The sequence below is a fragment of the Streptomyces sirii genome (assembly GCF_045690365.1).
In the GTDB taxonomy this organism is placed as follows: domain Bacteria; phylum Actinomycetota; class Actinomycetes; order Streptomycetales; family Streptomycetaceae; genus Streptomyces; species Streptomyces sirii.
This window is the reverse complement of sequence record NZ_CP147982.1, coordinates 5,496,382-5,523,381: the sequence shown is the minus strand read 5'-3', so window position 1 is coordinate 5,523,381 and position 27,000 is coordinate 5,496,382. Positions and strand designations below refer to the sequence as shown.

24 protein-coding genes are annotated in these 27,000 nt (G+C 73.6%); 10 read left to right on the top strand and 14 right to left on the bottom strand.

Going from position 1 to position 27,000, the window contains the following annotated elements; translation table 11 throughout:
* Position 1: 1 nt before the first annotated feature.
* The 4 genes from WAB15_RS25045 to WAB15_RS25030 all read right to left on the bottom strand — a co-directional run bounded on the left by WAB15_RS25045 (position 2) and on the right by WAB15_RS25030 (position 5,288).
* Positions 2-1,600 (bottom strand): acyl-CoA carboxylase subunit beta, encoded by a 1,599-nt coding sequence (locus WAB15_RS25045; protein WP_399148183.1) that lies wholly within the window; start codon positions 1,598-1,600, stop codon positions 2-4.
* Positions 1,597-3,345 carry an acyclic terpene utilization AtuA family protein gene (locus WAB15_RS25040; RefSeq protein ID WP_407287619.1) on the bottom strand — a complete coding sequence of 583 codons (1,749 nt, stop codon included), beginning with the start codon at positions 3,343-3,345 and terminating at the stop codon, positions 1,597-1,599. The genes WAB15_RS25045 and WAB15_RS25040 overlap by 4 nt, the downstream gene beginning before the upstream one ends.
* Complete coding sequence (locus WAB15_RS25035) at positions 3,342-4,145, bottom strand: TIGR03084 family metal-binding protein (protein ID WP_407287618.1); 804 nt, start codon at positions 4,143-4,145, stop codon at positions 3,342-3,344. Before WAB15_RS25035 ends, WAB15_RS25040 begins: the two co-directional genes overlap by 4 nt.
* Before the next feature lie 261 nt (positions 4,146-4,406).
* Complete coding sequence (locus WAB15_RS25030) at positions 4,407-5,288, bottom strand: EamA family transporter (protein ID WP_399148355.1); 882 nt, start codon at positions 5,286-5,288, stop codon at positions 4,407-4,409.
* Between the two features lie 180 nt (positions 5,289-5,468).
* Here WAB15_RS25030 and WAB15_RS25025 point away from each other — a divergent pair, with 180 nt between their 5' ends.
* Positions 5,469-6,353, top strand: a complete 885-nt coding sequence (locus tag WAB15_RS25025) for a LysR family transcriptional regulator (protein ID WP_407287617.1) — start codon at positions 5,469-5,471, stop codon at positions 6,351-6,353.
* Positions 6,354-6,521: 168 nt separating this feature from the next.
* On the opposite strand, the gene WAB15_RS25020 is transcribed toward WAB15_RS25025, so the two are convergent.
* The 3 genes from WAB15_RS25020 to WAB15_RS25010 all read right to left on the bottom strand — a co-directional run bounded on the left by WAB15_RS25020 (position 6,522) and on the right by WAB15_RS25010 (position 11,757).
* Positions 6,522-7,133, bottom strand: a complete 612-nt coding sequence (locus tag WAB15_RS25020) for a GPP34 family phosphoprotein (protein ID WP_407287616.1) — start codon at positions 7,131-7,133, stop codon at positions 6,522-6,524.
* A gap of 166 nt (positions 7,134-7,299) precedes the next feature.
* Positions 7,300-10,224 carry an FAD-binding and (Fe-S)-binding domain-containing protein gene (locus WAB15_RS25015; RefSeq protein WP_407287615.1) on the bottom strand — a complete coding sequence of 975 codons (2,925 nt, stop codon included), beginning with the start codon at positions 10,222-10,224 and terminating at the stop codon, positions 7,300-7,302.
* Between the two features lie 66 nt (positions 10,225-10,290).
* Entirely contained in the window at positions 10,291-11,757 is a 1,467-nt protein-coding gene (locus WAB15_RS25010) for an FAD-binding oxidoreductase (RefSeq protein WP_407287614.1), read from the bottom strand.
* Between the two features lie 54 nt (positions 11,758-11,811).
* On the opposite strand from WAB15_RS25010, the gene WAB15_RS25005 reads away from it, so the two are divergent.
* The 3 genes from WAB15_RS25005 (at position 11,812) to WAB15_RS24995 (ending at position 14,653) form a co-directional block, all read left to right on the top strand.
* The gene (locus WAB15_RS25005; protein ID WP_399148176.1) at positions 11,812-12,798 is read left to right on the top strand and encodes a helix-turn-helix transcriptional regulator; all 987 of its coding nucleotides are present in this window, start codon (positions 11,812-11,814) and stop codon (positions 12,796-12,798) included.
* A gap of 93 nt (positions 12,799-12,891) precedes the next feature.
* Complete coding sequence (serC, locus tag WAB15_RS25000; RefSeq protein ID WP_399148175.1) at positions 12,892-14,010, top strand: phosphoserine transaminase; 1,119 nt, start codon at positions 12,892-12,894, stop codon at positions 14,008-14,010.
* Positions 14,011-14,188: 178 nt separating this feature from the next.
* Positions 14,189-14,653, top strand: coding sequence for a PPOX class F420-dependent oxidoreductase (locus WAB15_RS24995; RefSeq protein ID WP_399148174.1), 465 nt, complete (start codon positions 14,189-14,191; stop codon positions 14,651-14,653).
* Positions 14,654-14,667: 14 nt separating this feature from the next.
* Here WAB15_RS24995 and WAB15_RS24990 read toward each other — a convergent pair whose 3' ends face one another.
* The gene (locus WAB15_RS24990; RefSeq protein WP_407287613.1) at positions 14,668-15,684 is read right to left on the bottom strand and encodes a hypothetical protein; all 1,017 of its coding nucleotides are present in this window, start codon (positions 15,682-15,684) and stop codon (positions 14,668-14,670) included.
* A gap of 115 nt (positions 15,685-15,799) precedes the next feature.
* Here WAB15_RS24990 and WAB15_RS24985 point away from each other — a divergent pair, with 115 nt between their 5' ends.
* Both WAB15_RS24985 and WAB15_RS24980 read left to right on the top strand, forming a co-directional pair.
* Entirely contained in the window at positions 15,800-16,510 is a 711-nt protein-coding gene (locus WAB15_RS24985; protein ID WP_399148581.1) for a GDSL-type esterase/lipase family protein, read from the top strand.
* 75 nt (positions 16,511-16,585) lie between these two features.
* A complete protein-coding gene (locus WAB15_RS24980) occupies positions 16,586-17,584 on the top strand; it encodes an aldo/keto reductase (RefSeq protein WP_407287612.1) in 999 nt (332 codons plus the stop codon).
* A 234-nt stretch (positions 17,585-17,818) separates the two neighbouring features.
* Here the strand turns inward: WAB15_RS24980 and thpR are convergent, their stop codons facing one another.
* The 4 genes from thpR to WAB15_RS24960 all read right to left on the bottom strand — a co-directional run bounded on the left by thpR (position 17,819) and on the right by WAB15_RS24960 (position 20,914).
* Positions 17,819-18,388 (bottom strand): RNA 2',3'-cyclic phosphodiesterase, encoded by a 570-nt coding sequence (gene thpR, locus WAB15_RS24975; RefSeq protein ID WP_407287611.1) that lies wholly within the window; start codon positions 18,386-18,388, stop codon positions 17,819-17,821.
* Between the two features lie 112 nt (positions 18,389-18,500).
* Entirely contained in the window at positions 18,501-18,890 is a 390-nt protein-coding gene (locus tag WAB15_RS24970; RefSeq protein WP_399148773.1) for a DUF2267 domain-containing protein, read from the bottom strand.
* A gap of 141 nt (positions 18,891-19,031) precedes the next feature.
* On the bottom strand, positions 19,032-20,420 hold the full coding sequence (locus WAB15_RS24965) for an MFS transporter (protein ID WP_407287610.1): 1,389 nt from the start codon (positions 20,418-20,420) through the stop codon (positions 19,032-19,034).
* A gap of 29 nt (positions 20,421-20,449) precedes the next feature.
* A complete protein-coding gene (locus WAB15_RS24960; protein ID WP_407287609.1) occupies positions 20,450-20,914 on the bottom strand; it encodes a MarR family winged helix-turn-helix transcriptional regulator in 465 nt (154 codons plus the stop codon).
* A gap of 130 nt (positions 20,915-21,044) precedes the next feature.
* Between WAB15_RS24960 and WAB15_RS24955 the strand changes: the two genes are divergently transcribed.
* Positions 21,045-21,242: a hypothetical protein gene (locus WAB15_RS24955; RefSeq protein ID WP_399148586.1), complete on the top strand. Its 198-nt coding sequence runs from the start codon at positions 21,045-21,047 to the stop codon at positions 21,240-21,242.
* On the opposite strand, the gene WAB15_RS24950 is transcribed toward WAB15_RS24955, so the two are convergent.
* Positions 21,235-22,707, bottom strand: a complete 1,473-nt coding sequence (locus WAB15_RS24950; RefSeq protein WP_399148587.1) for an NCS2 family permease — start codon at positions 22,705-22,707, stop codon at positions 21,235-21,237. The two genes, WAB15_RS24955 and WAB15_RS24950, sit on opposite strands and share 8 nt — an antisense overlap.
* A gap of 338 nt (positions 22,708-23,045) precedes the next feature.
* Here WAB15_RS24950 and WAB15_RS24945 point away from each other — a divergent pair, with 338 nt between their 5' ends.
* From WAB15_RS24945 to WAB15_RS24935, 3 genes are all read left to right on the top strand, one after another.
* Positions 23,046-23,306 carry a DUF2530 domain-containing protein gene (locus WAB15_RS24945; RefSeq protein ID WP_399148588.1) on the top strand — a complete coding sequence of 87 codons (261 nt, stop codon included), beginning with the start codon at positions 23,046-23,048 and terminating at the stop codon, positions 23,304-23,306.
* 77 nt (positions 23,307-23,383) lie between these two features.
* Positions 23,384-25,849, top strand: a complete 2,466-nt coding sequence (locus WAB15_RS24940) for an HAD-IC family P-type ATPase (protein ID WP_407287608.1) — start codon at positions 23,384-23,386, stop codon at positions 25,847-25,849.
* A 71-nt stretch (positions 25,850-25,920) separates the two neighbouring features.
* The gene (locus WAB15_RS24935; protein WP_399148590.1) at positions 25,921-26,100 is read left to right on the top strand and encodes a hypothetical protein; all 180 of its coding nucleotides are present in this window, start codon (positions 25,921-25,923) and stop codon (positions 26,098-26,100) included.
* 55 nt (positions 26,101-26,155) lie between these two features.
* Here the strand turns inward: WAB15_RS24935 and WAB15_RS24930 are convergent, their stop codons facing one another.
* A complete protein-coding gene (locus WAB15_RS24930) occupies positions 26,156-26,734 on the bottom strand; it encodes a hypothetical protein (protein WP_399148591.1) in 579 nt (192 codons plus the stop codon).
* Positions 26,735-27,000: the final 266 nt, after the last annotated feature.

The following is a 27,000-nucleotide window of genomic DNA, read 5'->3' as shown; positions in this document are numbered from 1 at the left end:
CTCACATCCGGAAGATGCCGAAGCCGCCCCGCGCGCCCTCGACGGGTGCGGTGTGCAGGGCGGACAGGCACAGGCCGAGGACGGTGCGGGTGTCGCGCGGGTCGATGACGCCGTCGTCGTAGAGCCGCCCGGACAGGAACATCGGCAGCGACTCCGACTCGATCTGCTGCTCGACCATGGCGCGCAGCCCGGCGTCGGCCTCCTCGTCGTAGGGCTGCCCCTTGGCGGCCGCCGAGGCGCGGGCGACGATCGACAGCACGCCGGCCAGCTGCTGCGGGCCCATGACGGCGGACTTGGCGGACGGCCAGGCGAACAGGAACCGGGGGTCGAAGGCGCGGCCGCACATGCCGTAGTGCCCCGCGCCGTAGGAGGCCCCCATCAGGACGGACAGGTGCGGGACCTTGGAGTTGGACACCGCGTTGATCATCATCGCGCCGTGCTTGATGATGCCGCCCTGCTCGTACTCCTTGCCGACCATGTAGCCGGTGGTGTTGTGCAGGAAGAGCAGGGGGATGTCGCGCTGGTTGGCCAGCTGGATGAACTGTGCGGCCTTCTGGGACTCGGCGCTGAACAGCACGCCCTGGGCGTTGGCGAGGATGCCGACCGGGTAGCCGTGCAGCTCGGCCCAGCCGGTGGCCAGGCTCGGTCCGTACAGCGGCTTGAACTCGTCGAAGTCGGAGCCGTCCACGATCCGGGCGATGACCTCGCGCGGGTCGAAGGGCGCCTTGAGGTCGCCGGGGACGATGCCGAGCAGCTCCTCCTCGTCGTACTTCGGCGGTGCCGCGGGCCCCGGATCGGGGTGCGCCTTGCGCCAGTTCAGGCGGGCGACGACCCGCCGGGCGCGGCGCAGCGCGTCCGGTTCGTCCACCGCGAAGTGGTCCGCGAGGCCCGAGGTGCGGGCGTGCATCTCGGCGCCGCCCAGCGACTCGTCGTCGCTCTCCTCGCCGGTCGCCATCTTCACCAGCGGCGGCCCGCCCAGGAAGACCTTGGCGCGCTCCTTGACCATGACGACGTGGTCGGACATGCCGGGCACGTAGGCGCCTCCGGCGGTGGAGTTGCCGAAGACCACCGCCACGGTCGGGATGCCGGCCGCCGACAGCCGGGTGAGGTCCTTGAACAGCGCCCCGCCCGGGATGAAGATCTCCTTCTGGCTGGGCAGGTCGGCGCCGCCGGACTCGACGAGGGAGACCACCGGGAGCCGGTTGGCGAAGGCGATCTCGTTGGCGCGCAGGGCCTTCCTCAGCGTCCAGGGGTTGGAGGCGCCGCCGCGCACGGTCGGGTCGTTGGCGGTGATCAGGCACTCCACGCCCTCGACGACGCCGATGCCGGTGACCAGCGAGGCGCCCACCTGATAGTCGCTCCCCCAGGCCGCGAGCGGCGACAGCTCCAGGAACGGGGTGTCGGGGTCGATCAGCAGCTCGATCCGCTCCCGGGCGAGCAGCTTGCCGCGCCCCCGGTGCCGGGCGACGTACTTCTCGCCGCCGCCCGCGATCGCCTTGGCGTGCTCGGCCTCGACGTCCGCGAGCTTGGCGAGCATCGCGGTCCGCCGCTCGGTGTACTCGGCGCTCGTCGGGTCGAGCCCGGTTGCCTGCACGGTCAACACAACACCTCCGGTATGTCCATGTGCCGCGCGCGCAGCCACTCCCCCACGGCCTTGGCCTGCGGGTCGAAGCGGGCCTGTGCCGCGACGCCCTCGCCGAGCAGCCCCTCGACGACGAAGTTGAGCGCGCGCAGATTCGGCAGTACGTGCCGGTCGACCGGCAACTCGGCGGTCTCCGGGAGGAGTTGCCGCAGCCGCTCGACGGTCAGGGTGTGCGCCAGCCAGCGCCACGCCTGGTCGCTGCGGGCCCAGACCCCGACGTTCGCCGAGCCGCCCTTGTCCCCGCTGCGGGCGCCGGCGACCAGGCCGAGCGGCGCCCGCCGGGTGGCCCCGGCCGGCAGCGGTTCGGGCAGCGGCGGGTCCGGCAGCCGCACCAGTCGCCGCGTCCGCCCCGGAGGGGGGATGGGCGTACGGGTGCCGTCCGGCAGTACTGCGGTGTGCGCCACCTCCGCCGCGGGCACCGCCACCGCTTCGAAGACCCCGTAGGGGGAGCCCTTGCCGGGCGGCGCGGTGACGTGGAAGCCGGGGTAGCTGGCCAGCGCCAGCTCGATCGCGGCGCCGCTGACCGCCCGCCCCACCGCGTCCTGGTCGGTGTCGCGCACCACCAGCCGCAGCAGCGCGGCGGCCTCCTCCTGGACGTCGGCGTCGGGCCGGTCGGTGCGCGCCAGCGTCCAGCGCACCTCGGCCGGGCGGCGGCCGGCCTCCTCGAACGCCGCGTCCATCTGCGCCTTGACCAGCTCCGCCTTGTCCTCGACGGCCAGCCCGGTCAGCACGAAGGTGACCTCGTTGCGCCAGCCGCCGAGCCGGGTCAGCCCGGTCTTGAGGGTCGGCGGCGGCGCCTCGCCGCGCACCCCCTCGATCCGGACCCGGTCCGGCGCCTGCGCCACCACGCGTGCGGTGTCCAGCCGCGCGGTGACGTCCGGGCCGGCGTAGCGCGCGCCGGAGGTCTCGTAGAGCAGCTGGGCGGTGACCGTGCCGACGTCGACCACCCCGCCCGTCCCCGGGTGCTTGGTGATCACCGCCGAACCGTCCCGGGCGATCTCGGCGAGCGGGAAGCCGGGCCGCCGTACGTCGTGGTCGCCGAAGAACGCGTAGTTCCCTCCGGTCGCCTGGGTCCCGCACTCCAGCACATGCCCGGCGACCACCGCGCCGGCCAGCGGGTCGAGGTCCTCGGGCCGCCAGCCGAAGTGCGCCTGGGCGGCGCCGCCGACCAGCGCGGCGTCGGTGACGCGCCCAGTGACCACCACTTCGGCCCCGGCCCGCAAGGCTGCGGCGATCCCGCCGCCGCCCAGGTAGGCGTTGGCGGTCAGCACGCCCTCGCCCCACCCCCCGCGGGCCAGCAGGTCGTCGCCCTCGACGTGCGCCACCCGCACCGGCACCCCGGCCTTGTCCGCCAACTCCCGTACGGCGTCGGCGAGTCCGGCCGGATTGAGTCCGCCGGCGTTGGCGACGATCCGCACCCCGCGCTCGACGGCCAGCCCGAGGCCCTCCTCCAGCTGGCGCAGGAAGGTCCGGGCGTAGCCGCGGGCGGGGTCCTTCAGACGGTCGCGGCCGAGGATCAGCATGGTCAGCTCGGCGAGGTAGTCGCCGGTCAGTACGTCCAGGGGGCCGCCGGTGAGCATCTCGCGCAGCGCGTCGAAGCGGTCGCCGTAGAAGCCGGAGGCGTTGCCGACGCGCAGGACGTCGGGGTCCGCCCCCAGGGGGCATGCGGGGGTGGCATCGGCCGCGGCGCCGTCGCCGCTCATGCGGCGCCGCCCTTCCCGGAGGGCCCGCGGCCCTTGCCCGGCGGCCCCGCGAAGGCCTGCGCGATCCCCAGCCACCGCTGCGCCTGGGGCCCCTCGGCCCGCAGGGAGGGCAGATCGTCGCGGTGCGCCCGCTGGGTCACCAGCAGGCAGAACTCCAGCGCGCCGCCGGTGACCCGCTGCCGGGCCTCGGGCGGCCCGTACGCCCACACGCCACCGTCCGGCGCCCGCAGCTCCACCCGGAACTCCTCCTCGGGCGGGGCGAGGTGATGCGTGGCGAAGGAGAAGTCGCGGGTGCGCACCCCGATCCGGGCGATATGCCGCAGCCGTGCGGTGGGCAGGCGGGTGACGCCCAGCGCGTCGGCGATGTCCTGGCCGTGCGCCCAGGTCTCCATCAGCCGCGCGGTGGCCATCGACGCGACGCTCATCGGCGGGCCGTACCACGGCAGCTTCCGCCCCGCCGGGTGTGCGGCGAGCGCCCGGGACAGCTCCCGGCGGCCGGCGCGCCAGTCGGCGAGCAGCTCCGCCGGCGGCGCCTGGGCACCGGCCTCGGCGGCCTCGTCGACGAAGGTGAGCGGCGAGGCGAGCGCCTCCCGGGCGGCCCGGGCGAACGCTTCGGGGTCGGTGGCCGCGAGCAGCGCCTGGCGGTCGGTCCACGCCAGATGCGCGATCTGGTGGGCGAGGGTCCACCCCTCGGCGGGCGTGGGCGCTCGCCAGCGCGCGGCCGGCAGCTCGGCGACCAGCGCGTCCAGCCCCTCGCTCTCCGCCCTGAGATCGGCCAGTACGGGACCGGCGTCCAACACGCGGCACTCCCCTCATCGGCCCATGTGCCCGGCGGCCAGGGCGGGTTGACAGGCGTCGTGGTGCGTTACGGGTTCCGCACCGAGGGTGGCAGCGCGAGGAGAAACAATCAAGCATGCATGCATGATTTTGTGTCCGGGCCGTGCCGCGAGGCCATGAGGGGGTTACCGGAGAGCGCGTCACCAGTGCCTGGTGAGGGGCCCGCGTCACCGTGGCGGGACGCGCGCCTCACCGGGCCATGAGTGCCCTCAAGGCCATGAGCGTCAGCGGCTCGCCGCCGACCGCACCGCGCCCACGCTCGCGACGACGACCAGCCCGATCGCGACGATCTCCGCCCAGCCCAGGGCCTGGCCCAGCACCAGGAAGCCGGCGGTGGCCGCCGCGGCCGGCTCCAGGCTCATCATGACCGCGAAGCCGGAGGCCGGGAGCTTGCGCAGGGCGAGCAACTCCAGGGTGTAGGGCAGGACGGACGACATCAGGGCGACCGCGGCGCCCAGGCCCAGGGTGACCGGGTCGAGCAGTGCGGTGCCCGCGCTGAGGGCGCCGAGCGGCAGGCTGAGCAGCGCGGCGACGGTCATCGCCAGCGCCAGCCCGTCGGCCTGCGGGAAGCGCTGCCCCGTACGGGCGGACAGCAGGATGTACGCGGCCCACAGACCGCCGGCCGCCAGGGCGCACGCCGCGCCGACGAGGTTGAGACCGTCGAGCCCCTCACGCCCCAGCAGCACCACTCCGCCCAGTGCCAGCGCCGCCCACACCAGGCTGAGCAGCCGGCGCGAGGTGGCCACCGACAGGATCAGCGGTCCGAGGAACTCCAGGGTGACCGCGGCGCCCAGCGGAATCCGGTCGATCGCCTGGTAGAAGAGCGAGTTCATCCCGACCAGGGCGACGCCGAAGGCGAGGACCGTGGCCCAGTCGCCGCGGGTGTAGCCGCGCACCCTGGGGCGGCAGAAGAGCAGCAGGACCAGGGCGGCGACGACCAGGCGGAGGGTGACCACGCCCAGCGCACCGGCCCGCGGGAAGAGCAGCACCGCCACCGAGGAGCCGAACTGCAGGGAGACGATCCCACCGATCACCAGGGCCACCGACCCGAACCGTCCACGCGCCCCCCGCGCCCCGGCCCGGGCGGCCTCGGTCTGTGCCGTCAGCACCTCGGGCGAGGGCGGCACCGGGTGCGGGACCTCCCCGTCACCGGGGGCCGTGATGGTGAGTTCTGTGGCGGGTATGCGTCCCTCGGGACCGGCAGGCGAAGCGTTCACCCCACCACGCTAAGGCCCGCCGTTCTCGTCCGTGAAATGCCGTTTCCCCTGTTGTTATGCTCCGCGCGCATGAGCATCGAGCTCCGTCATCTCCGCTGCTTTCTCGCCATCGCCGACACCCTCAGCGTGACCCGTGCCGCCGAGCGCCTGCACCTGACCCAGCCCGCCGTCTCCCGCACCCTGCGCCGGCTGGAGCAGGAGCTGGGCGTCCGCCTCGTCGACCGCTCCACCCACCACCTCGCGCTCACGCCCGACGGCGCGGCCTTCCGCGACCGGGCCGCGGTCGCGGTGGCCGCCTTCGACCGGGCCCTGGGCTTCGCGCACCACCCCGGCTGGCCGCTGCGCCTGGGGCACGCCTGGTCCGCCGCCGGTACGGACACCACCGCGCTGCTGCGCCGCTGGCACAAGGAGCACCCCGGCACGCCGCTGGAACTCCTGCGCGTCGACGACCGCACGGCCGGCCTGGCCCGCGGCGAGGTGGACGCCGCCCTGCTGCGCGGCGACGTGCACACCCCCGGCCTGGTCACCGAGCAGCTCACCACCGAGCCCCGGGTCGCCGGCCTCCCCGCCGACGACCCGCTGGCCCACCGCGCCGCCCTCTCCCTGGCCGAGCTGGCCGACCGCACCATCGCCCTCAACACGGTCTCCGGCACCACCACCCTCGACCTGTGGCCGGCCTCGGCCCGCCCCTCCTCGACGATCACCATCGGCAACACCGACGACTGGCTCGCCGCCGTCACCGGCGGCCGCGCGGTGGGCGTCACCACCTCCGCCACCGCCGAGATGCACCCGCACCCGTCGATGGCGTACGTCCCGCTCACCGACGCCCCACCGGTCCCGGTGGTCATCGCCTGGCGCGACGAGCCGGGGCATCCCCACATCCCGGACCTGGTCGCGCTGGCGCGCGAGGTCATGGGCGTCCGCCAGGTGCGACACGTGCCACAACACGTTTGACACCTGACATCGCACCAGCCTGCGGCCCCGGCTCTCGCCGAGGCCGTCGGCCGTCCGGCGGACTGCGCTTCCCGTAGCCGCCTCCTGCCAAGCGGGGCGCGCGCCTGCCGGCCGTATGTCCGCCGGCATCCGCCGTTCGCGGTCGGACGCCGGTCGCGCCCGCCGTCGTCAGCCGCCGTCGCCCCGCCAGACGTTGTCGAAGGCCGCCTCGTCGATGGCGCGCCGCTGCCGTTCGAACTCCAGGTGGCGGACCGCGTCGTCGACGGCGGCGAGCACGGTGGCCACCGCGTCGTCGGCCACGCCCGGGGAGTCCTCGGTGCGCTGGTCGAGGACGCCGACGGCCGCCGCGAGGGCCGCGAGGACGGGGTCCTGCCCGCTCCAGCGGCCCACCGCCCGGCGGCGGTCGGCGGAGTCGGCCAGGCCCACCCGGCCGGCCCCGAAGGGCACCCAGCGGCGGCGCTCCCGGGTGAGCTGCCCCTCCGCCTCCAGCGCGGCGAGATAGACCCCGGACAGTCCGCGGCCCCTGCGCCACAGCCAGTCCTCGACCGTCTCGTACGGCGTCTGCCGGGCGAGCGCCGACGCGGCCTGCTCCAGGAGGTCGTCGGCCAGTGCCGGCCGGTAGCCCGGCACGATGCGCTCGCCGTCCAGGGTGACGGCTCCGGCGCCGAGGAGGTCGATCACCTCGGCCCCCGCGAGCGCCAGCGACAGATCGCCGCGTTCCAGGGGGCGGCTGGACTCCCTGTCCAGGGCCACGATCAGCAGGTCCCGCGGTGTGGTCATCAGCGGCTCCACGTCAGGGCCGGTGCCCCGCGTCGTCACGGCGCACGGGGCCGTGCGCCGTGGGCCTCGGCCCGCCGGCGAGCACTCCCGTATACGAGCTTACGGAGCGCCGGGGGCGGCTGCATCCCGCGCGGCCGCCCGCCGGGGCACCTGGCGGCGGCAGGGCTCAGCGGCCCTCCTCCTCCAGCGCCCTGGCCAGCACCTCCGCCAGGTGGCGGCCCCGCCGCCCGGCCACCTGGTCGAGCTGGGTGCGGCAGGAGAAGCCGTCCGCGAGGATCTCCGCCTCGGGCGGCGACTGCCGTACCGCGGGCAGGAGTTGGTCCTCGGCGCAGGCCACGGACACGTCGTAGTGGCCCTTCTCGAAGCCGAAGTTGCCGGCCAGGCCGCAGCAGCCGCCGCTCAACTCGCCGGTGAGCCCGGCGCGTTCGCGCAGCCGACGGTCGGCCGCGTCGCCGAGGACGGCGTGCTGGTGGCAGTGGGTCTGGCCGGCGACGGGGCGGTCCAGGCGCGGGGGCCGCCAGTCGGGGGCCAGTTCCTCCAGGGCCTCGGCGAAGGTGCGTACCCGGGAGGCGAGGTGTGCGGCGCGGGGGTCGTCGGCGAGCAGCTCGGGGAGGTCGGTGCGCAGGGCGGCGGCGCAGCTCGGTTCGAGGACGACCAGCGGCCGGCCGGGCCGGAGCAGGGGATGAAGGACGTCGACGGTGCGGCGCATCACCGCGCGGGCGTGGTCGAGCTGGCCGGTGGAGACGTAGGTCAGACCACAGCACAGGGGGCGGTGGCGGCGCGGCGGGCGGACGGGCGGCGGCCCGTCGGACGCGGAGCGCGGCGGCGCGGTCGGCGGGAGGAGGGGGCGCAGGCCGGCCGCTTCCAGGACGCGTACCGCGGAGCGGCCGACCTGCGGGGAGAGGTGGTTGGTGAAGGTGTCCGGCCACAGCACGACCGTGCGGGCGGCGCCGGCGGGCGTCCCGCCGGCGGACCGGTGCCGGCGCCACCACCAGCGGGTGAAGGTCTCCGTGGCCAGTTCCGGGAGGGGACGCTCGGGCGCGATGCCGGCGAGGCGCTTGCCGAGGGCGGCCAGCGGGGTGCGGGCGAGGGCGTTGAGGACGGGGGCCGCCGGCGCCGCGGCGTGCAGCCACTGGGGCAGCCGGCCCATGGAGTAGTGGGCGGCGGGGCGGAGCCGGCCCTCGTAGTGGTGGTGGAGGAACTCCGCCTTGTAGGTGGCCATGTCGACGCCGACCGGGCAGTCGCTGCGGCAGCCCTTGCAGGACAGGCACAGGTCGAGGGCGTCGCGCACCTCCGGCGACCGCCAGCCGTCGGTGATCACCTCGCCGGCGAGCATCTCGTGCAGCAGCCGGGCCCGGCCGCGGGTGGAGTGCTGTTCGGCGCCGGTGGCGCGGAAGGACGGGCACATGACGTCCGTCGAGCCGGGCGCGGCCTGGGCGTTGCGGCATTTGGCGACGCCCACGCAGCGGCGTACGGCGGCCGAGAAGTCCCCGCCGTCGTGCGGGTAGCCGAAGGCGACCGGGACCGGGCCCTTGGGCAGCGGCGCGAAACGCAGGTTGTCGTCGAGGCGGGCGGGGCGGACGAGCATGCCGGGGTTGAGGCCGGCGGCCGGGTCCCACAGGTCCTTGAAGCGCTCGAAGAGGCCGACCAGCTCCGGGCCGTACATCTTCGGCAGCAGCTCGGCGCGGGCCTGCCCGTCGCCGTGCTCCCCGGACAGCGATCCGCCGTAGGAGACGACCAACTCGCCCAGGTCGTAGGAGAATTCCCTGAAGCGGCGGATGCCGGGGGCGCTCAGCAGGTCGAAGTCGATGCGGACGTGGATGCAGCCGTCGCCGAAGTGGCCGTAGGGGGTGCCGCGCAGGCCGTGCTGGGCGAGCAGGGCGCGGAAGTCCCGGAGGTAGGGGCCGAGTCGGGCGGGCGGTACGGCGCAGTCCTCCCAGCCGGGCCAGGCCTCGGTGCCGTCGGGCAGCCGGGTCGCCGTGCCGGAGGCGTCCTCGCGGATCCGCCACAGCGCCCGCTGGCCGGCCGGGTCGGTGACCAGGGTGTGGTCGGTGGCGCCGTCGGCGATCGCCGCCCGGCAGAGCGCCTCGGCGCGGGCGGCCGCCTCGGCGGGGCTCGCGCCGCCCGTCTCGACGAACAGCCAGGCGCCGCCCTTGGGCAGCCCGGCCGCGCTGCCCACCAGGTCGGCGGCCATCCCCTCGACGGTCATGGGCCGGTGCGGCAGGAGGGTGTGGGCGGCCTCGGCGGCCGCGCTCTCGTCGGGGTAGCCGAGGACGGCCAGCGCGCGGGCCGCCGGGGTCCGAACGAGCCTGACGGTCGCCTCGGTCAGCACGCCGAGGGTGCCCTCGCTGCCGGTGAGGGCGCGCGCCAGGTCGGTGCCCGCCTCCGGCAGCAGCGCGTCCAGGGCGTAGCCGGAGATCCGGCGCGGGAGGTCGGGGTAGCCGGTGCGCAGCAGCGCCAACTCCCCGTCGACCAGGGCCTTGACGCCGTCCCGCAGGCGCGGCGGCAGTCCGGTGGGGGCGCCGGTGCGGTCCGTGCCGCGGCCGGCGCGCACCCGCTCGCCGCCGTAGGTCAGCAGCCGCAGTTCGCGGACGCTGTCGGCGGTGGTGCCCCAGGCCACCGAGTGCGACCCGCAGGAGTTGTTGCCGATCATGCCGCCGAGGGTGCAGCGGCTGTGGGTGGAGGGGTCGGGGCCGAAGGTCAGCCGGTGCGGGGCCGCGGCCGCCCGCAGGTCGTCCAGCACCACGCCGGGCTGCACCACGGCCGTCAGGCTCTCGGCGTCCAGCGACACGATCCGCCGCATATGGCGGGTGAAGTCCAGCACGACGCCGACGCCGGTCGCCTGGCCGGCGATACTGGTCCCGCCGCCGCGCGCCACCACCGGCACGCCGTGCTCCCGGCACACCCGTAGCGCCGCCGCGACATCGTCGGCGTCCCGGGGCGCGACCACCGCCCGGGGCACCCGTCGGTAGTTGGACGCGTCCATCGTCATCAGCGCCCGGTCGGCCGCGGTGGACGAGACCTCCCCTCGTACCGCGGCCGCCAACTCCTTCACCAGGTCCCGCTGCTCCGTCACGTTGCGATCAGCCATGTCCCCAGCCTGCCCACTGGGACCGCTCCATGAGGCCTTCGGCGGGGCCGATCCTCCGACGGGCCGTCAGCCGGCCCGGGACGCCGCCGCGGCCGCCGGTTCGCGGCCCGGCACCGCGGCCGCGTTCGGGTGGAAGCGGAAGACGTTCTCCGGGTCGTGGGCGGCCTTGAGCCCGGCCAGCCGGCGGTGCTCGTCGGCCCCGTGCGCGCTGCGCGCCACCTCCGCCGCGTCCGGCCGCTCCCCGTGGCCGCCGAAGAGGAAGTTCACGCTCCGGCCGAGGCGCCGGGGCGCGACGGCCGCGAGCGCCTCGGCGTGCAGCGCCCGTACGGTCGCCAGACCCGCACCGGTGTCGTCCGCGGGCAGCGGCGAGAGCACCCGCAGCGCGTAACGGGCGGTGCGGTGGCCGACGGCGCCGACCGCGCCGGGCGCCGCCATCGCGCCCCCGAGGTGGTTGAGCTGCACCACGCACATCGTCGGGGCGGCCGGCCCGGTCAGCGCGGCCACCCGGCGCAGCGCCGCCGCGTCCAGCCCGTCGAGCAGCGCGTTGTCGCCGTCGTAGGCGTGCGGATCGCTGGGGTCGCGGTGGATGGTGTGCGACTCCTCGTAGGCCATCTCGCGCAGGTCGTCGGCGACCCGTGGGCCCACCGCGCGCAGCGGCGCCACCAGCCGCTCGCCCTCCTCGGCGCCGCCGGTGTAGGCGATGCGGATGTGCGCGAGGTAGCGGCCGCGCAGCCCCACCGGCAGTTGCGGCAGATCGGGGTAGGCGATCAGCGCGAGCGAGGACGTCAGCCCGTCCGGGACGGTCTCGGTCCAGCGCAGATACGCCGCCAGCGCCTCGTCGACCCGCTCCGCGCCGAACACCAGCTGCCCGCCGTACAGCCGCGCCACCGGCACCAGGCCGAACTCCATCGCGGTCACCACCCCCAGGCCGTGGCCGCCGCCGAGCAGCGCGGCGAACAGCTCCGGATCGCGCTCGGCGGTGACGTGCAGCCGCCGGGCGTCGGCGGTGACCAGGTCGATGGACCGTACGTGGTCGGCGGCGAAGCCGTAGGTGCGGGCCAGCACCCCGACCCCGCCCCCGAGGGTGTACGAGACGACGCCGACGCCCGGGGAGGAGCCGTTGAGCGGCGCGAGCCCGTGCGGGGCGGCCGCCTCGATCACCCGGCCCCAGACGACACCCGCCGCGACGTGGGCGGTGCGGGCCGCCGCGTCGATGCGCACCTCGTTCATCCGCCGGGTGCTGATCAGCAGTCCGCCGTCGGTGGCGGCGGCCAGTCCGTGCCCGGTGGCCTGGACGGCGACGGGCAGCCCCTGCGCGCGGGCGAAGCGCACCGCGGCGAGGACGTCGTCGGCGTGCTCGGCGCCGACGACGACGGCCGGCCGGTGCCGGTGGGCCAGTTGGAACCCGGACCGCTCCGCGTCGTAGCCGTCGTCGCCGGGGACGAGGACGACTCCGGTCACCGCCCGCTTCAGGGCGGTGAGGGCGGCGGGGGCGAAGGCGGGGTGCGTGGGCGCGAGGTCGTTGATCTCCATGCCCCGCACTCTGACGCGATAAGTTGACACTGGCCGTCATATATAAATCGGTCGGTGAAGTCCGACCGCCTGCTGTCGATCCTGCTGCTCCTCCAGACCCGCGGCCGGGTGCCGGCCGGCGAGCTCGCCGAGCGGTTGGAGGTCTCCCGCCGGACCGTCTACCGCGATATCGAGTCCCTGTCGGCGGCCGGTGTGCCGGTCTACGCCGAGCGCGGCCGGCACGGCGGGATCGCGCTGCTGCCGGGCTTCCGCACCGATGTCACGGGGCTGACCACCGACGAGGCGCGCGCCTTGTTCGTCCTGGCCGCGCAGGGCGCCCACAGTGCCCTCGGCCTGGACGGCGCGCTCGGCTCGGCGCTGCGCAAGGTGATGGCCGCGCTGCCCGCACCGCACCGCCCGGCCGCGGAGCTGACCAGCCGCCGCATCCTGGTCGACCCGGACCGATGGCTGGCCCGCCCGTCCCCCGCCGTCGACCTGGACGTCCTGCACACCGCCGTCTTCAGCGATCTGCGGCTGCGCATCCGCTATCGCCACAGCGGCGAGACACAGCTGCGCACCTACACGGTCGATCCGTACGGGCTGGTGGCGAAGGCCGGCACCTGGTACCTCGTCGCCGACCGGCGCGGCCGCCCGCGGCTCTTCCGGGCCGACCGGGTGGACCGCGCGACGCTCACCGACGCCCCGGTGCGGCGGCGCCCCGGCGTGGAGCTCGCCGAGGTCTGGCGGCAGCTGCGGCGCGAGGTGGAGGACCGGCCCGCGGACGTACGGGTCACCGCCCGCATCCGCCGCACCCGGCTGGACCTGGCCGTACGCATCCTGGGCGGGTCGCTGACCGGACCGCCCCGTACGGGTGACGCCGAAGCGGGCGGCGAGGACTGGGCCGTGCTCGAACTGGCCTACCCGGTCCTGCCCGCCGTCCGCCAGCTGCTCCAGTTCGGCGACGACCTCGAAGTGCTCGGCCCGCCCGCCGCCCGCCGGGTGATGGCCCGGGCCGCGGCCGCCATCGCCGGGGCGTACGCCGCGGACGAGCCGCCGTCGTGATCCCCGCCCGGCCTGTCCACCGTACGATCGGCATCCATCTCACCCGCTGGACGTGCCGCCGAACCGCGCAGCGCGACGGATTAGGCTTCGCCCGTGGCTGATATCCAGATTCCCGCTGACATCAAGCCCGCCGACGGACGCTTCGGCGCGGGCCCCTCCAAGGTGCGTACGGAGGCGCTCGGCGCCCTGGCCGCCACCGGTAGCTCCCTTCTCGGCACGTCCCACCGCCAGGCCCCGGTCAAGAACCTGGTCGGCAAGGTGCGCGACGGCCTGCGCGACCTCTTCCAGCTCCCCGAGGGCTACGAGGTCGTGCTCGGCAACGGCGGCTCCACCGCGTTCTGGGACATCGCGACGCACGGCCTGATCGAGCGCAAGTCCCAGCACCTGTCCTTCGGCGAGTTCTCCTCGAAGTTCGCCAAGGCCGCCAAGCTGGCGCCGTGGCTGGCGGAGCCCACCGTCATCTCCGCCGACCCGGGCAGCCACCCGGACCCGGAGGCCGAAGAGGGCGTGGACGTCTACGCGTTCACCCACAACGAGACCTCGACCGGCGTCGCCGCGCCCATCGCGCGCGTCGCGGGCGCCGACTCCGGCTCCCTGGTCCTGGTCGACGCCACGTCCGGCGCCGGCGGCCTCCCCGTCGACATCGCCGAGACCGACGTCTACTACTTCGCCCCGCAGAAGTCCTTCGCCGCCGACGGCGGACTGTGGCTGGCGGCCTTCTCCCCCGCCGCCCTGGAGCGCGCCCGCGCCATCCACGCCTCCGACCGCCACATCCCGGAGTTCTTCTCGCTCCCCACGGCGATCGACAACTCCCTGAAGAACCAGACGTACAACACCCCGGCCCTGTCCACCCTCTTCCTGCTCAACGAGCAGCTGGAGTGGATCAACGGCCAGGGCGGCCTGGACTGGGCGGTCCGCCGCACCGCCACCTCCGCCCGCACCCTGTACGGCTGGGCCGAGGAGTCCAAGTACGCCACGCCGTTCGTCGTCGACCCGGCCAAGCGCTCGCAGGTCATCGGCACGATCGACTTCAACGACGACATCGACGCGGCGGCCGTCGCCAAGGCCCTGCGCGCCAACGGCATCGTCGACACCGAGCCCTACCGCAAGCTGGGCCGCAACCAGCTGCGCATCGCGATGTTCCCGGCGATCGACCCGTCGGACGTCGAGGCCCTGACGGCCTGCGTCGACTACGTGATCGGCCAGCTGTAACGGCCGACTCGGCAGCACACCGCACCGCGGGCCCCGGCGACCTCCGCCGGGGCCCGCGGTGCGGATGCGCCCGACCGCCGCGCAGCCGTCCGGAGCCGACCGAACGACAGCCCGAGACACCCCCCGAACGGACGCACCGCGAAGTGACGAAACGGGCCGGATATGCCTGTATGGGGGCATGACCACTCCCCCCAGCCCCGGCCTGACCCCCTTCGAGCGGCAAGGGGCGATCCTGCTGACCACGTACAAGCGGGACGGGACCGGTGTCGGCACACCGGTCAACATCGCCGTCGACGGCGACCACGCCTATATCCGCACGTACGGCAGCGCCTGGAAAGCCAAGCGGATGCGGAACTTCCCCGAGGTGGAGATCTGCGCGTCCACCTGGCGAGGCAAACCCACCGGACCCGCCGTCAAGGCGCGGGTACGGCTGCTGGATCCGCAGACCCGGGAGTACCGGCGGGCCGAGCGGTCGCTGACCCGGAAGTACCCGCTGATCCACGGGCTGCTGGTGCCGCTGGCGCACCGGCTGAAGAAGGAGCGCACGCTGCACTACGAGCTGCGGCTGACGGCGGAGGCCGACGCCTGGCCGCCGGAGGCCTCCCAGGGCCTGTCCGGTGAAACGGGGACCACCGTCCCCTAGGGGGCGTCTTCCCCCTAGGACCGCCGCCGCAGCAGCCGCCGTACGGCCACGACCAGCGCCGTCGCCGCCGCGAGGACCAGCGCGCCCTTGACGACGCCGGGCTTGAGCTCCGTGCCCGAACCCCCCTTCCCGTCAGGGCCGTCGGCGGAACTCCCGCCACTCGCCGGGTCGTCCGCGCCGCCGGTGCCCTTCGCCGACTCCGGCAGCTGCTCGCCGCTCAGCCCGACCGGCGAGACCTCGCTGCTCCGGCCCTCGGAGCCGTACATCAGGGTGCGGCCGTCGGGGGTGAAGGTGACCGACTCGCCCTGCTGCTGGATCGGTACGCCCACGCTGCCGATGTCCTTCGGCCGCCCCTCCTGCCACCGGTAGATCCGGGCGCCGAAGTAGCTGCGCATCACCAGCCGCGTACCGTCCGGCGAGAACGCGCCGTCGGTCACCCACAGATCGATCGGCGCGACCTTGCGGAAGGTGTTGGGGCCGGCGGTGCCGAGCCGCCGCGGGCCCTCGTAGAGCGCGCCGCCGCCGCCCTGCTTCTTGCTGGCGATGTAGACCCGGCCGGTCCTGGGGTGCACCAGCAGCGCCTCGGCGTCCCGCGGCCCGTCCGCGTACACCACGTCGAACTGGGTGGCGGTGACGGTGGCGTCGCGCAGCTTCGCGGGCTCCGGGAAGCGGTAGATCCACACGTGGTTCCACGTGCCGCCGAGGTTGTCGCCGATGTCGCCGACGTAGACGTTGCCGTCCGGGCCGACCGAGACCGCCTCGACGTCCCGCGGCGTGCCGATGCCGCGCAGCGTGATCCTGGCGACCGTACGGCCGGAGGAGCCGTCGACGGCGTAGACGTACGGGCCGTCGTCGCTGTCGTTGTGGGTCCAGTAGACGCCGGGGTGCGCGCGGCTGGCGGCCAGCCCGCTGGACTCGGTGATCCGGGGATCGCCGATGGTGAAGCCGTCGGGCTCGTCGGCGAAGGCCGGCCCGGCCGCCGACGCCCACAAGACCCCCGCGGCACCGGCCGCGCACAGAAGCGAACGCATGGGCACAGACTGCCATCCCGGGCCAAGTCGTGCGGAGGGGGCACTGGCTCAGTGGCCGGCGGGCGTGGTCAGCGTCACGTACCAGGTCGCAGGGGTTCTCGGCCATCATGGCCCGATGAGGATCATGTTCGTCGGTGACTCGATGACGATAGGGAGCACCGGCGATTTCACATGGCGCTACCGGATGTGGCAGCACCTGAACGCGACCTGCGGCGACTCGTACCGCATCGTCGGCCCGCGCCACACCCTCCACGACCCCGCCGCCGACGCCGCCACCTCACACGCGTACGGCGACCCCGGCTTCCCCCGGGAGGCCCGGCGCCATCTCGCCGGATGGGGCGAGGGCTGGCTGCACATGGCACCGCTGATCGGCGAGGCGATGGACCGCCACGAGGCCGACACCCTGCTGGTCTCGCTCGGCCTGATAGACCTCGGCTTCTACACCGACGCCGAGCAGACCGCCGAGAACGTACGGGAGTTCGTGGCGCGGGCGCGGGCGGCCACGCCGCACGTCCGGGCCGTGCTGATGCCCGTCATCCCCAATGTGCGGGCGGCGGCGGACGCCGCGTTCGGCGCCCAGTGCGAGCGCTTCAACGAGCTGCTGGCCAAGGCCGTCGGCGATCTGTCCACGCCCGCCTCGCCGTTGCTGCTGGCCTCCGAGCCGGCCGGTTGGGAGACCGGGCACGCCACCTACGACGGCACCCACCCCTCCGCGTGGGGCGAGCACCTGCTGGCGGGGGCGTTCGCCGACGCGATGCACCAGGCGTGGGGGGTCGGCGGCCCCTACCGGCCGGGCGCGCCGCAGAGGGCCGCCGCGGCACGGTGAGCCGGGGCCGCCACGCCGCGGCCGCCCCGCAACGTCCTTGCTTCGAGCGCACTTCGAGGCGTTGGCTGATCCACCATGGAGTACACGCAGCTCGGACGCACCGGACTCAAGGTCAGCCGACTCGTCCTCGGGACGATGAACTTCGGGCCCCAGACGGACGAGGCCGACAGCCACACCATCATGGACGCGGCGCTCGGCGCCGGCGTCAACTTCTTCGACACCGCCAACGTCTACGGCTGGGGCGCCGACAAGGGCCGCACGGAAGAGATCGTCGGCTCGTGGTTCGCCAAGGGCGGCGGCCGCCGCGACAAGACCGTGCTGGCCACCAAGGTCTACGCGAACATGGCCCCCGACCCAGACTCGGTCTGGCCCAACCACGACAAGCTCTCCGCCCTCAACATCCGGCGGGCGGTGGACGCCAGCCTCAAGCGGCTGGGCACCGACTACATCGACCTCTACCAGTTCCACCACGTCGACCGGGACACCCCCTGGGAGGAGATCTGGCAGGCCATCGACGTCCTCGTCCAGCAGGGCAAGATCCTCTACGCCGGCTCGTCCAATCACGCCGGCTGGCATATCGCCCGCGCCAACGAGACCGCCGCCCGGCGCGGCTCGTACGGCCTGGTCAGCGAGCAGTGCCTGTACAACCTGGCGGAGCGGCGGGCCGAGATGGAGGTCATTCCGGCCGCCGAGAGCTACGGCCTGGGCGTCATCCCCTGGTCCCCGCTGCACGGCGGGCTGCTGGGCGGCGCGATCCGCAAGGAGCGCGAGGGCGGCGCGGCCCGCTCGGTATCCGGCCGCTCGGCCGACTCGCTGGCCAACTCCGCCATCCGCGCCCAGATCCAGTCCTACGAGGATCTGCTCGCCAAGCACGGCCTGGAGCCCGGCGAGGTGGCGCTGGCCTGGCTGCTGACCCGCCCGGGGGTCACCGGCCCCATCGTCGGCCCGCGCACCGCCGACCAGCTCGCCTCCGCGCTGCGCGCCGTCGAGCTGAAGCTGTCGGACGGGCTGCTGGCCTCGCTCGATGAGATCTTCCCCGGGCCGGGGCCGTCACCGGAGGCGTTCGCCTGGTGACGAAGGCGGCGCGCTGACGGCCGCCGGGCCCGGCCGGGCGGCCGTCAGCGCAACGCCGCCGCCACGATCACGACGACGAGCAGCACGGCGAGCAGGCCGGACATGATCCGGTTACGGGTTTTCGGGTCCACCCCCTGAGCGTAACCGGGGTGGATCCGAACATTTCAACGACCCGGGCGCGCGGGCCGGCCCCGCGCTCCCCCGCGCCCCTCGACGGCCGGGCTCCCGGGCCGCTCAGCGGCCCAGCGGCCAGGAGGCGATCTCCTCGTAGCGGGGCTGCGCGCCGGCCGGTCCGGGGACGGGCGGGTGGCTGCGGATCAGGGAGAGCGCCCCGACGGTCCAGGGGGAGCCGTGGAAGTCCTTCAGGGCGGCCGCGTACGGGGCGAGGTTCAGGTTGGCGGTGCGGTTCCTGGCGAGGGTGAGGTGCGGGGTGTACGGGCGGTGCTCGTCGGCCACGGCCACACCGGCCCGGCGGGCCGCTGCCGACGCCGAGTCGGCGAGCCTGCCCATGGCCGGGCGGTCGCCGTCGGCCCCGGCCCACACCACCCGGTCCGAGAAGCGGCCGCCGCCGGCGATCCGCAGTGCGTACGGGTCGCGGCGGTGGGCCGCGCGGGCCAGCCGCTCGTGCAGCTCGGGCAGGATCTCCTCGGGCACCTCGCCGTAGAAGGCGAGGGTGAAGTGCCAGCCGTCCCGGCCGGTCCAGCGCAGCCGGTCGGCGGCCGGGAGTTTCTTCAACTGCGCCACCTCGACGGCCAGTTCCTCGATGACGGGGGCGGGCGGCAGGACCGCGGCGAAGAGTCTCATGCGGCCAGTCTGGCCCACACCGCCCGGCGGACCGGGCGTCCGCGGGGCCCCGCCGGACCGGTGCGGCGCGCCCCCGACCGCCGCGGACGGCCCCGGGGCGGCGCGGCGGGGATCAGACCCGCCGGGGGCGGCCGAAGAGCAGGTCGTAGTCCGGGGGCAGCTGGAGCAGCACGCGGCGCATCAGGTCCTCGCCGGCGGCGTCGGCGACGACGCTGAGCACGGCGCCGACGTCCCATTTGGCGGTCTCCTCGGTGGCCCCCTCGATCCAGGCCGCGGTGGCGCGGACGAACCGTTCGGGATCCAGCGGCTCGACGGCCGGCAGCGGGTTGAGCAGGATCAGCTCGAAGGTCTCCGGCAGGCAGGCGGCCAGCTCGGCCCGCTCCGTACCCACCAGATGCGCGCCCAGCAGCGCGAGCACGACCCGCGCCGCCCGCTCCGCCTCCGGCGCCGAGGCGTACTCACCGCGCTCCCGGACCTGCGCCAGGAACGCCTCCCATCGCATGGGCACCACGACTGTCCCCTTTCCGCGGCCTTGGCGGCACCGGGGTGTCCGCCGAGAACCGCTCTGTGCACCTGGGCCCATGGTGACCGCGCGCGGCGTGGCGCGCGCGGCGACCGCGGGAGCGGAGCGGGTGAGGCGCGGCTACGCGGCCGGGGACAGCTCCTTCTCGCCCGGCGGGGCGGAGTGCGCGGCCCGCGGCACGAAGTCGACATGCCGATGGCCCCGACGGAGGTCGATCTTGAGCCGGAGGCCGCCGGTCCGGGCGAGGACCAGGCCGATCAGGGTGGCAGCGGCCAGCGAGACCACACCGCCCGCCAGGAACCCGACGCGGGCGCCGTAGGCGTCGGTGACCCAGCCGACGAGGGGTGCGCCGAGCGGGGTGCCCCCCATGAAGACCATCATGAACAGGCTCATCACCCGGCCGCGCATCAGCGGGTCGGTGGCCAGCTGGACGCTCGAATTGGCGGTGACGTTGATCGTCAGGCCGACCATGCCGATGGGGGCGAGCAGGGCCGCGAAGATCCAGAAGGAGGGTGCCAGCGCGGCGGTGATCTCCAGGACGCCGAAGAGCGCGGCGGCGCCGACCAGCAGGCGCAGTCGGGAGCCGGCGCGGCGGGCGGCGAGCAGCGCGCCGATCAGCGAGCCGGCCGCCATCAGGCCGTTGAACAGGGCGTAGGTGCCGGCGCCCTGGTGGAAGACGTGGTAGACGAACGCGGTCAGCCAGATCGGGAAGTTGAAGCCGAACGTGCCGATGAAGCCGACCAGGACGATCGGCCAGACCAGGTCGGGGCGGCCGGAGACATAGCGCAGGCCCTCGCGCAGCTGCCCCTTGCTGCGGGGGACCCGCTCGACCTTGTGGAGTTCGGCCGTGCGCATCATCAGCAGGCCGACGACCGGCGCCACGAAGGACAGGCCGTTGAGCAGGAAGGCCCAGCCGCTGCCGAACGCCGTGATCAGCACGCCGGCCACCGCGGGGCCGATCAGTCGCGCGGACTGGAAGTTGGCGGAGTTGAGGCTGACGGCGTTGCGCAGCTCGTCCTGGCCGACCATCTCGGAGACGAACGCCTGCCGGGCGGGGTTGTCGACGACGGTGGCCAGGCCGAGGACGAAGGCGACCAGGTAGACGTGCCAGACCTGCACCTGGCCGCTGAGCGTGAGCGCGGCGAGGGCGAGGCCCGTCAGGCCCATGGCGGACTGGGTGAGCAGCAGCAGCCTGCGCTTGGCGAAGCGGTCGGCGATGACGCCGCCGTAGAGGCCGAAGAGCAGCATCGGCAGGAACTGCAGCGCGGTGGTGATGCCGACCGCGGCGGACGAGCCGGTGAGGCTGAGCACCAGCCAGTCCTGGGCGATGCGCTGCATCCAGGTGCCGGTGTTGGACACCATCTGGCCGGTGGCGAAGAGGCGGTAGTTGCGTATGCGCAGGGAGCTGAACGTGCCCTTGCGCGGGGCGGTCAGGGTCGGATCGCGGGGGACCGTGCCGTCTTGGGGGTTCGGTGCGGGGGCGGAGTCTGCTCCGGATCCCGTACTCAAATCGGGTTCGCCTCCTTGGCCTCGGGGTTCTACAGCTGTGCCAGCTTCTCCAGCACCGGCGCGGCGGCCCGCACCTTCGCCCACTCGTCCTCGTCCAGCCCGGAGGCCAGCTCGGCGAGCCAGGCGTTGCGCTTGCGGCGGCTCTCCTCGAGCATCGCCTCGGCCTCTTCGGTCTGGGTGACGACCTTCTGGCGGCGGTCGTCGGGGTGCGGTTCGAGCCGGACCAGTCCCTTGGCTTCGAGCATGGCCACGATGCGGGTCATCGACGGCGGCTGCACATGCTCCTTGCGGGCCAGCTCGCCGGGCGTGGCCCGGCCGCAGCGGGCCAGGGTGCCGAGCACCGACATCTCGGTGGGGCTGAGCGACTCGTCCACCCGCTGGTGCTTGAGCCGGCGGGACAGGCGCATCACGGCGGACCGCAGCGCGTTGACCGCGTCCGCGTCATCTGGGTGCACCGCCCGGCCGTCAGGCTGGGCGTGGGACTGTTCCGGCATGGTCTTTAGCATAACTCATTACCCTCTCTAAGTAAAGCTGCGGGCTGGTGTCCGTCATGGATCACCCATATGAGTGAGGACGCGGCGGAAAGTGACACGCCTGACCGGGAGAGGACGGGACCGTGTCCGTATGGGATCGCGAGTGCTCAGCCTGCGCGTGGACGGGGAGCTGCTGGAGCGCATTCGGCAGCACGCCGCAAAACGCGGAATGAGCGTCCAGGACTATGTCGTCCGGACGCTCATCCGCGAGGACTTCGACGAACGGTTCAAATCGTCCGTCGACGAGACCGAGAAGCTCGGCGTGCGCTGGTCGGCTCCGTCTACTTGACCCCGAGGATCTGCTCGATCGGGTGCAGCAGGAAGTAGACCAGGAAGCACAGGCCGACGGCGCTCAGCAGCCAGGGGACCTGCCGGAAGCGGCCGGTGGCCGTGCGCAGCAGGATGAACGCCAGGACGCCGATGCCGATGCCGTTGGTGATGCTGTAGGTGAACGGCATCGAGACGATCGTCAGGAACGCGGGGATGCCGACGGTGAAGTCGCCCCAGTCGATGTCCTTGACGTTCGAGGCCATGATCAGGAAGCCGACGACCACCAGTGCCGGCGTCGCCGCCTGGGAGGGGACCACGGTCGCCAGCGGCGTGAAGATCAGCGCGAGCAGGAACAGCCCGCCCGTCATCAGGTTCGCCAGACCCGTGCGGGCGCCCTCGCCGACGCCGGCCGTGGACTCCACGAAGCAGGTGTTGGCGGAGGCGGAGCCGAAGCCGCCGCCGGCCACCGCGATGCCGTCGACCATCAGGATCCGGCCCATGTTCGGCAGGTTGCCGGTCTCGTTGTCCAGCAGCCCGGCCTCCTCGCCGACGCCGATGATGGTGCCCATCGCGTCGAAGAAGCCGGAGAGCAGCACGGTGAAGACGAACAGGCAGCCGGTCAGCACGCCGACTTCCTTGAAGCCGCCGAAGAGGCTGATGTTGCCGATCAGGCCGAAGTCCGGCGCACCGATGATCTTCTCCGGGACGTTGGGGACCGCCAGGCCCCAGGCCGCGTCCGGGATGTCGGCGACGGCGTTGACGACGATCGCGACGACGGCCATCGAGACCATGCCGATCAGGATCGCGCCCCTGGTCTTCCGCACGATCAGCACGAACATCAGCATCAGGCCGAGGACGAACACCAGCACCGGCCAGCCCTTGAGCTGACCGCCCTGGCCCAGCCCCATCGGGACGGTGGTGTGCGCGGCGTCGGGGTTACGGGACACGAAGCCGGCGTCGACCAGGCCGATCAGCGTGATGAACATGCCGATACCGATGGCGATGGCGCGCCGCAGGCCGTTGGGGATCGCGTCCATCACCCGCTGCCGCAGGCCCGAGGCGACCAGGATCATCAGCACCAGACCGGCGAGCACGACCATGCCCATCGCGTCCGGCCAGCTCATCTTGGGGGCGAGCTGGAGCGAGACCACGGCGTTGATGCCCAGGCCCGCGGCGATGGCGATCGGGACGTTGCCCATGACGCCCATCAGGACGGTGCACAGCCCGGCCATCAGCGCGGTCGCGGTGACCAGCTGGCCGTTGTCGAGATGGTGACCGAACTTGTCGACTCCGGAGCCGAGAATGATCGGGTTCAGCACGATGATGTAGGCCATCGCGAAGAACGTCGCCAAACCGCCGCGCAGTTCGCGGCTGACCGTCGACCCCCGCTCGGAGATCTTGAAGAAGCGGTCGAAACCGTTCTTGGGAGGCGTCGGAGCCGGGTTCTCAAGGGGGTCGACCGGCGTGGTGGCCGAGGGGGACATGCAGGGACCTCAGTCGGACGGGCCTGGGGAAGGCGCGGGGGCCCGTGGGCCCGGAACACGTACAGAGCATCAATAACCGGATCACGTTGGATGAATCGACGATCCGATCCGGTCAGATCCAGAAAGGTTCAGTATGAATAAACAATGCATTGATCGCTATCTCCGCGCGTAGACCCCTGCTGTCCTGGGGCGGACGTGCACCCGCCCGCCGCGGAACGCTCGACCGGCGCCCCCCGTCCGGCCCTCCTCCGGCCCGCGCCCGACGGCCCGAACGCCGGAATCCGGCCCCGCGGACGCCCGCATCCGGTCGCGCATCCGGCCCCCGTAAGCTGAACACCATGTGGAAGAAGTCCGAACTGCGCCCGGCCCCGGCGCCTCTGGAGGGCCCCGTCGTCGGCACGATCACCGGCGGCACGATCATCTGGTTCGTGCTCTTCCTCGGCCAGCTGCCCTTCTACGGCTGGTACGCCGACAACGGCCACGCCTGGTGGGTGTGGACCTGCCTGGCCGGCGGCGCCCTGGGCCTGCTGGGCATCTGGTACGTCCGCAAGCGCGACGCCGCGATCAAGCGCGCCGCGGCGGCCGCCGGCGACTCCTGACCGCGGCTCCCCTCCCCCGCCGCACCCGACGCCCGTGCCGGCGGGTGAAGTGCGCGCCGCGCCCGTAACGTCGAGGCATGACGGATCGGGCGAGGACCGAAGCCGGGAACGCCGAAGCGGGCGGTGAGCCGGCCGGAACGACCGTCCACGCCCCGGCCCACCCCGGCCTGACCGCCGCCGAGGTCGCCCAGCGGGTGGCCGAGGGCGAGGTCAACGACGTCCCCGTACGGTCCTCCCGCTCCACCGCCGAGATCATCCGCGCCAACGTCTTCACCCGTTTCAACGCGATCATCGGCGTGCTGTTCGTGATCATCCTGATCGTGGGGCCCCTCCAGGACGGCCTCTTCGGGTTCGTCATCGTCGCCAACACCGGCATCGGCATCGTCCAGGAACTGCGCGCCAAGAAGACCCTGGACAACCTGGCGGTCATCGGCGAGGCCCGGCCGACCGTGCGGCGCGACGGCGTCCGCGCCCGGATCCCCACCGCCGGGGTCGTCCTCGACGACGTCATCGAACTCGGTCCCGGCGACAAGGTCGTCGTCGACGGCGAGGTCCTGGAGACCGACGGCCTGGAGATCGACGAATCGCTGCTGACCGGCGAGGCCGACCCGGTCGTCAAGAAGCCCGGTGAGCCGGTGATGTCCGGCAGCTTCGTCGTCGCGGGCGGCGGCGCCTTCACCGCGACCAAGGTCGGCCGCCAGGCGTACGCGGCCCAGCTCGCCGAGGAGGCCAGCCGCTTCACCCTGGTCCACTCCGAGCTGCGCTCCGGCATCAGCCGGATCCTCAAGTACGTGACCTGGATGATGATCCCCACGGCGCTCGGCCTGATCCTCAGCCATCTGCTCACCCTCGGCCTGCCGGCCGACGAGGCGATCCGCCGGATGGTCGCCGGCATCGTCCCGATGATCCCCGAGGGACTGGTCCTGCTCACCTCCGTGGCCTTCGCCATCGGCGTCGTCCGGCTCGGCCGCCAGCAGTGCCTCGTCCAGGAACTGCCCGCCATCGAGGGCCTGGCCCGGGTCGACGTCGTCTGCCTGGACAAGACCGGCACGCTCACCGAGGGCGGTATGGACGTCAGCGCGCTGCGGGTCATCGGCTCCGCCTCCGGAGGCTTGGAAGAGAGCGGAGACGGAGCGGAGCGCAGTGAGCGCGAGGACGCCTACATCGAGCGGGTCCTGGGCGCGCTCGGCGCGTCCGACCCCCGCCCCAACGCCTCCCTCCAGGCGATCATCGACGCCTACCCCGCCGACGGCGGGTGGCGCTGCACGCAGTCGCTGCCGTTCTCCTCCGCCCGCAAATACAGCGGGGCGTCCCTCGACGACGCCGACGGCGCACGCACGACCTGGCTCCTGGGCGCCCCCGACGTCCTGCTGCCGGCCGGCGACCACCGCCTGGCCGACATCGACGACCTCAACGCCCAAGGCCTGCGGGTGCTGCTGCTGGCCCGCGCCGAACGGGAGCTGGACGACCCCGAGGTCGCCCGGGGCGTGCGCCCCACCGCGCTGGTCGTCCTGGAGCAGCGGCTGCGCACCGAGGCCCCCGACACCCTGCGCTACTTCGCCGAGCAGGGCGTCCGCGCCAAGGTCATCTCCGGCGACAACGCGGTGTCCGTCGGCGCGGTGGCCGGCAAGCTGGGCCTGCCGGGCTCACACGCCCCCGTGGACGCGCGGAGCCTGCCCGCCCGTGCGGAGGCGATGGCCACCGCCCTGGACCGGGGCGCGGTGTTCGGCCGCGTCACCCCGCAGCAGAAGCGGGACATGGTCGCGGCCCTGCAGTCCCGCGGCCACACCGTCGCCATGACCGGCGACGGCGTCAACGACGTCCTCGCCCTGAAGGACGCCGACATCGGCGTGGCGATGGGCTCCGGCTCCGAGGCCACCCGCGCGGTGGCCCAGATCGTCCTGCTGAACAACAGCTTCGCCGCCCTGCCGTCCGTGGTCGCCGAGGGCCGCCGGGTCATCGGCAACATCACCCGCGTCGCCACCCTCTTCCTCACCAAGACGGTCTACTCCGTCCTGCTGGCGATCCTGGTGGCCTGCTGCCGGATCCCCTATCCCTACCTGCCCCGCCATCTGACGCTGCTGTCCACCCTGACCATCGGCGTCCCGGCGTTCTTCCTGGCGCTGGCCCCCAACAAGGAGCGCGCCCGCCCGCACTTCGTCCGCCGGGTCATGCGCTACGCGATCCCCTCCGGCATCATCACCGGCCTGGCCGCCTTCGCCACCTACCTCCTCGCCCGCGCCCACTACAGCGGCCCGGGCGCCCTCTCCGCCGAGACCAGCGCCGCGACCCTGACCCTCTTCCTCACCGCGATGTGGGTCCTGGCGATCATCGCCCGCCCCTACACCTGGTGGCGGATCGCCCTGGTGCTGGCCATGGGCCTGGGCTTCCTGATCGTCCTGGTCACGCCCTGGCTGCAGGACTTCTTCGACCTGCGCCTGGTCGGTACGACCATGCCGTGGGCGGCGGTGGCCGTCGCCGCGGTGGCGGCGGTGCTCCTGGAGATCACCTGGCGCGAGGTGGACCGCCGTTTCCCGGCCTGAGGGTCGACGTCGCGGTCAAGCCTTCCCCCGTGGCCTGGCCACGGTCCGCGGCCTCCCCTACCCTCCGCCCCATGAAACTCTTTCCGGGGGACCTCACGTACCAGGTGCTGGCCGGCTCGCACCGCCACTACCACCACTCGACCACCCACTACGGGGGCGACGGCGTCCTGGACTGGTGGGAGTGGATCATCCTGGCCGTCGGCGCGGTCCTCGTGGTCTGGGCCCTGGTGAAGAAGTTCACCTCGGACTGACCGGGCCGCCGTTCGGGCGGCCCGCCACCGCCTCTCCCGCTGGCGCCTCGTCAGCTCACAAGGGAAGGATCACGAGGGCAGCCGTGCCGTCGTTGTGGTCGATGGGTTTGCCCGCCAGGCAGGCATCTCCGCTGGTCAGCGACGTGTATACGCCGTTGCCGTTGAAGTGGTGGCCCGCGAACCAGGAGCCGCCGGTGACCGTGCCGGTCCATTCGTAGACACGCGTCCCGTCCTCACGCGGCAGCGTCGAGACGGTACCGGTCAGCGTGCTGCTGCCGACCTGCTCGTCGCCGTGCACGAACCACTTGTCGTTCTCCGTGACTCCTTGGGCGAGGACCTGGTCCAGGTCGGCCTGGAGGCAACCGGTCGTGGTGTGCACCGAGCCGCCGAACTTGCCGGTCCAGGTCCGGAGACCGGGGACGGATGCGCAGGAGTAGGCGCCCGACCATGTGATGGTCGTGGGCCGGGGGGTCGCCTGCAACGCCGGGCTGAAGGTGTAGTGGATGTCCCCGTCGCAGACCCCGTCCGGTGGGGAGGGGGAGCCGCCGTGGGCGGCGGCCGGCTCGGCCAGGTCGAGGGCAAGGAGGAGGGCCACCGCGACGGCGGCCGCCCTGGGCAGGGCACGAAGTCTCATGCCTGATCGTCCTTCCGCTGTTTCCAGGCGCGTCGCAAGGCCGACCGCCGCTGGTGCGGCTCCGGCGTCTGCGGCCTGTGTGCCACGAGTCTGCGCGGGGAAGGCCCCCGAATCACCACGTGTGAGAGGGCGCTCGGAGCACCGCCCCGGCGTACGAACGCACCCCGCGGACAGCCCGCACGACGGGTGCGACTCCCCTACGCGCTCGTCGGGGGCTACCGCTGCGCGACTCCAAGAACCCCCAGGGCCCGGCTCCACTCTTCCCG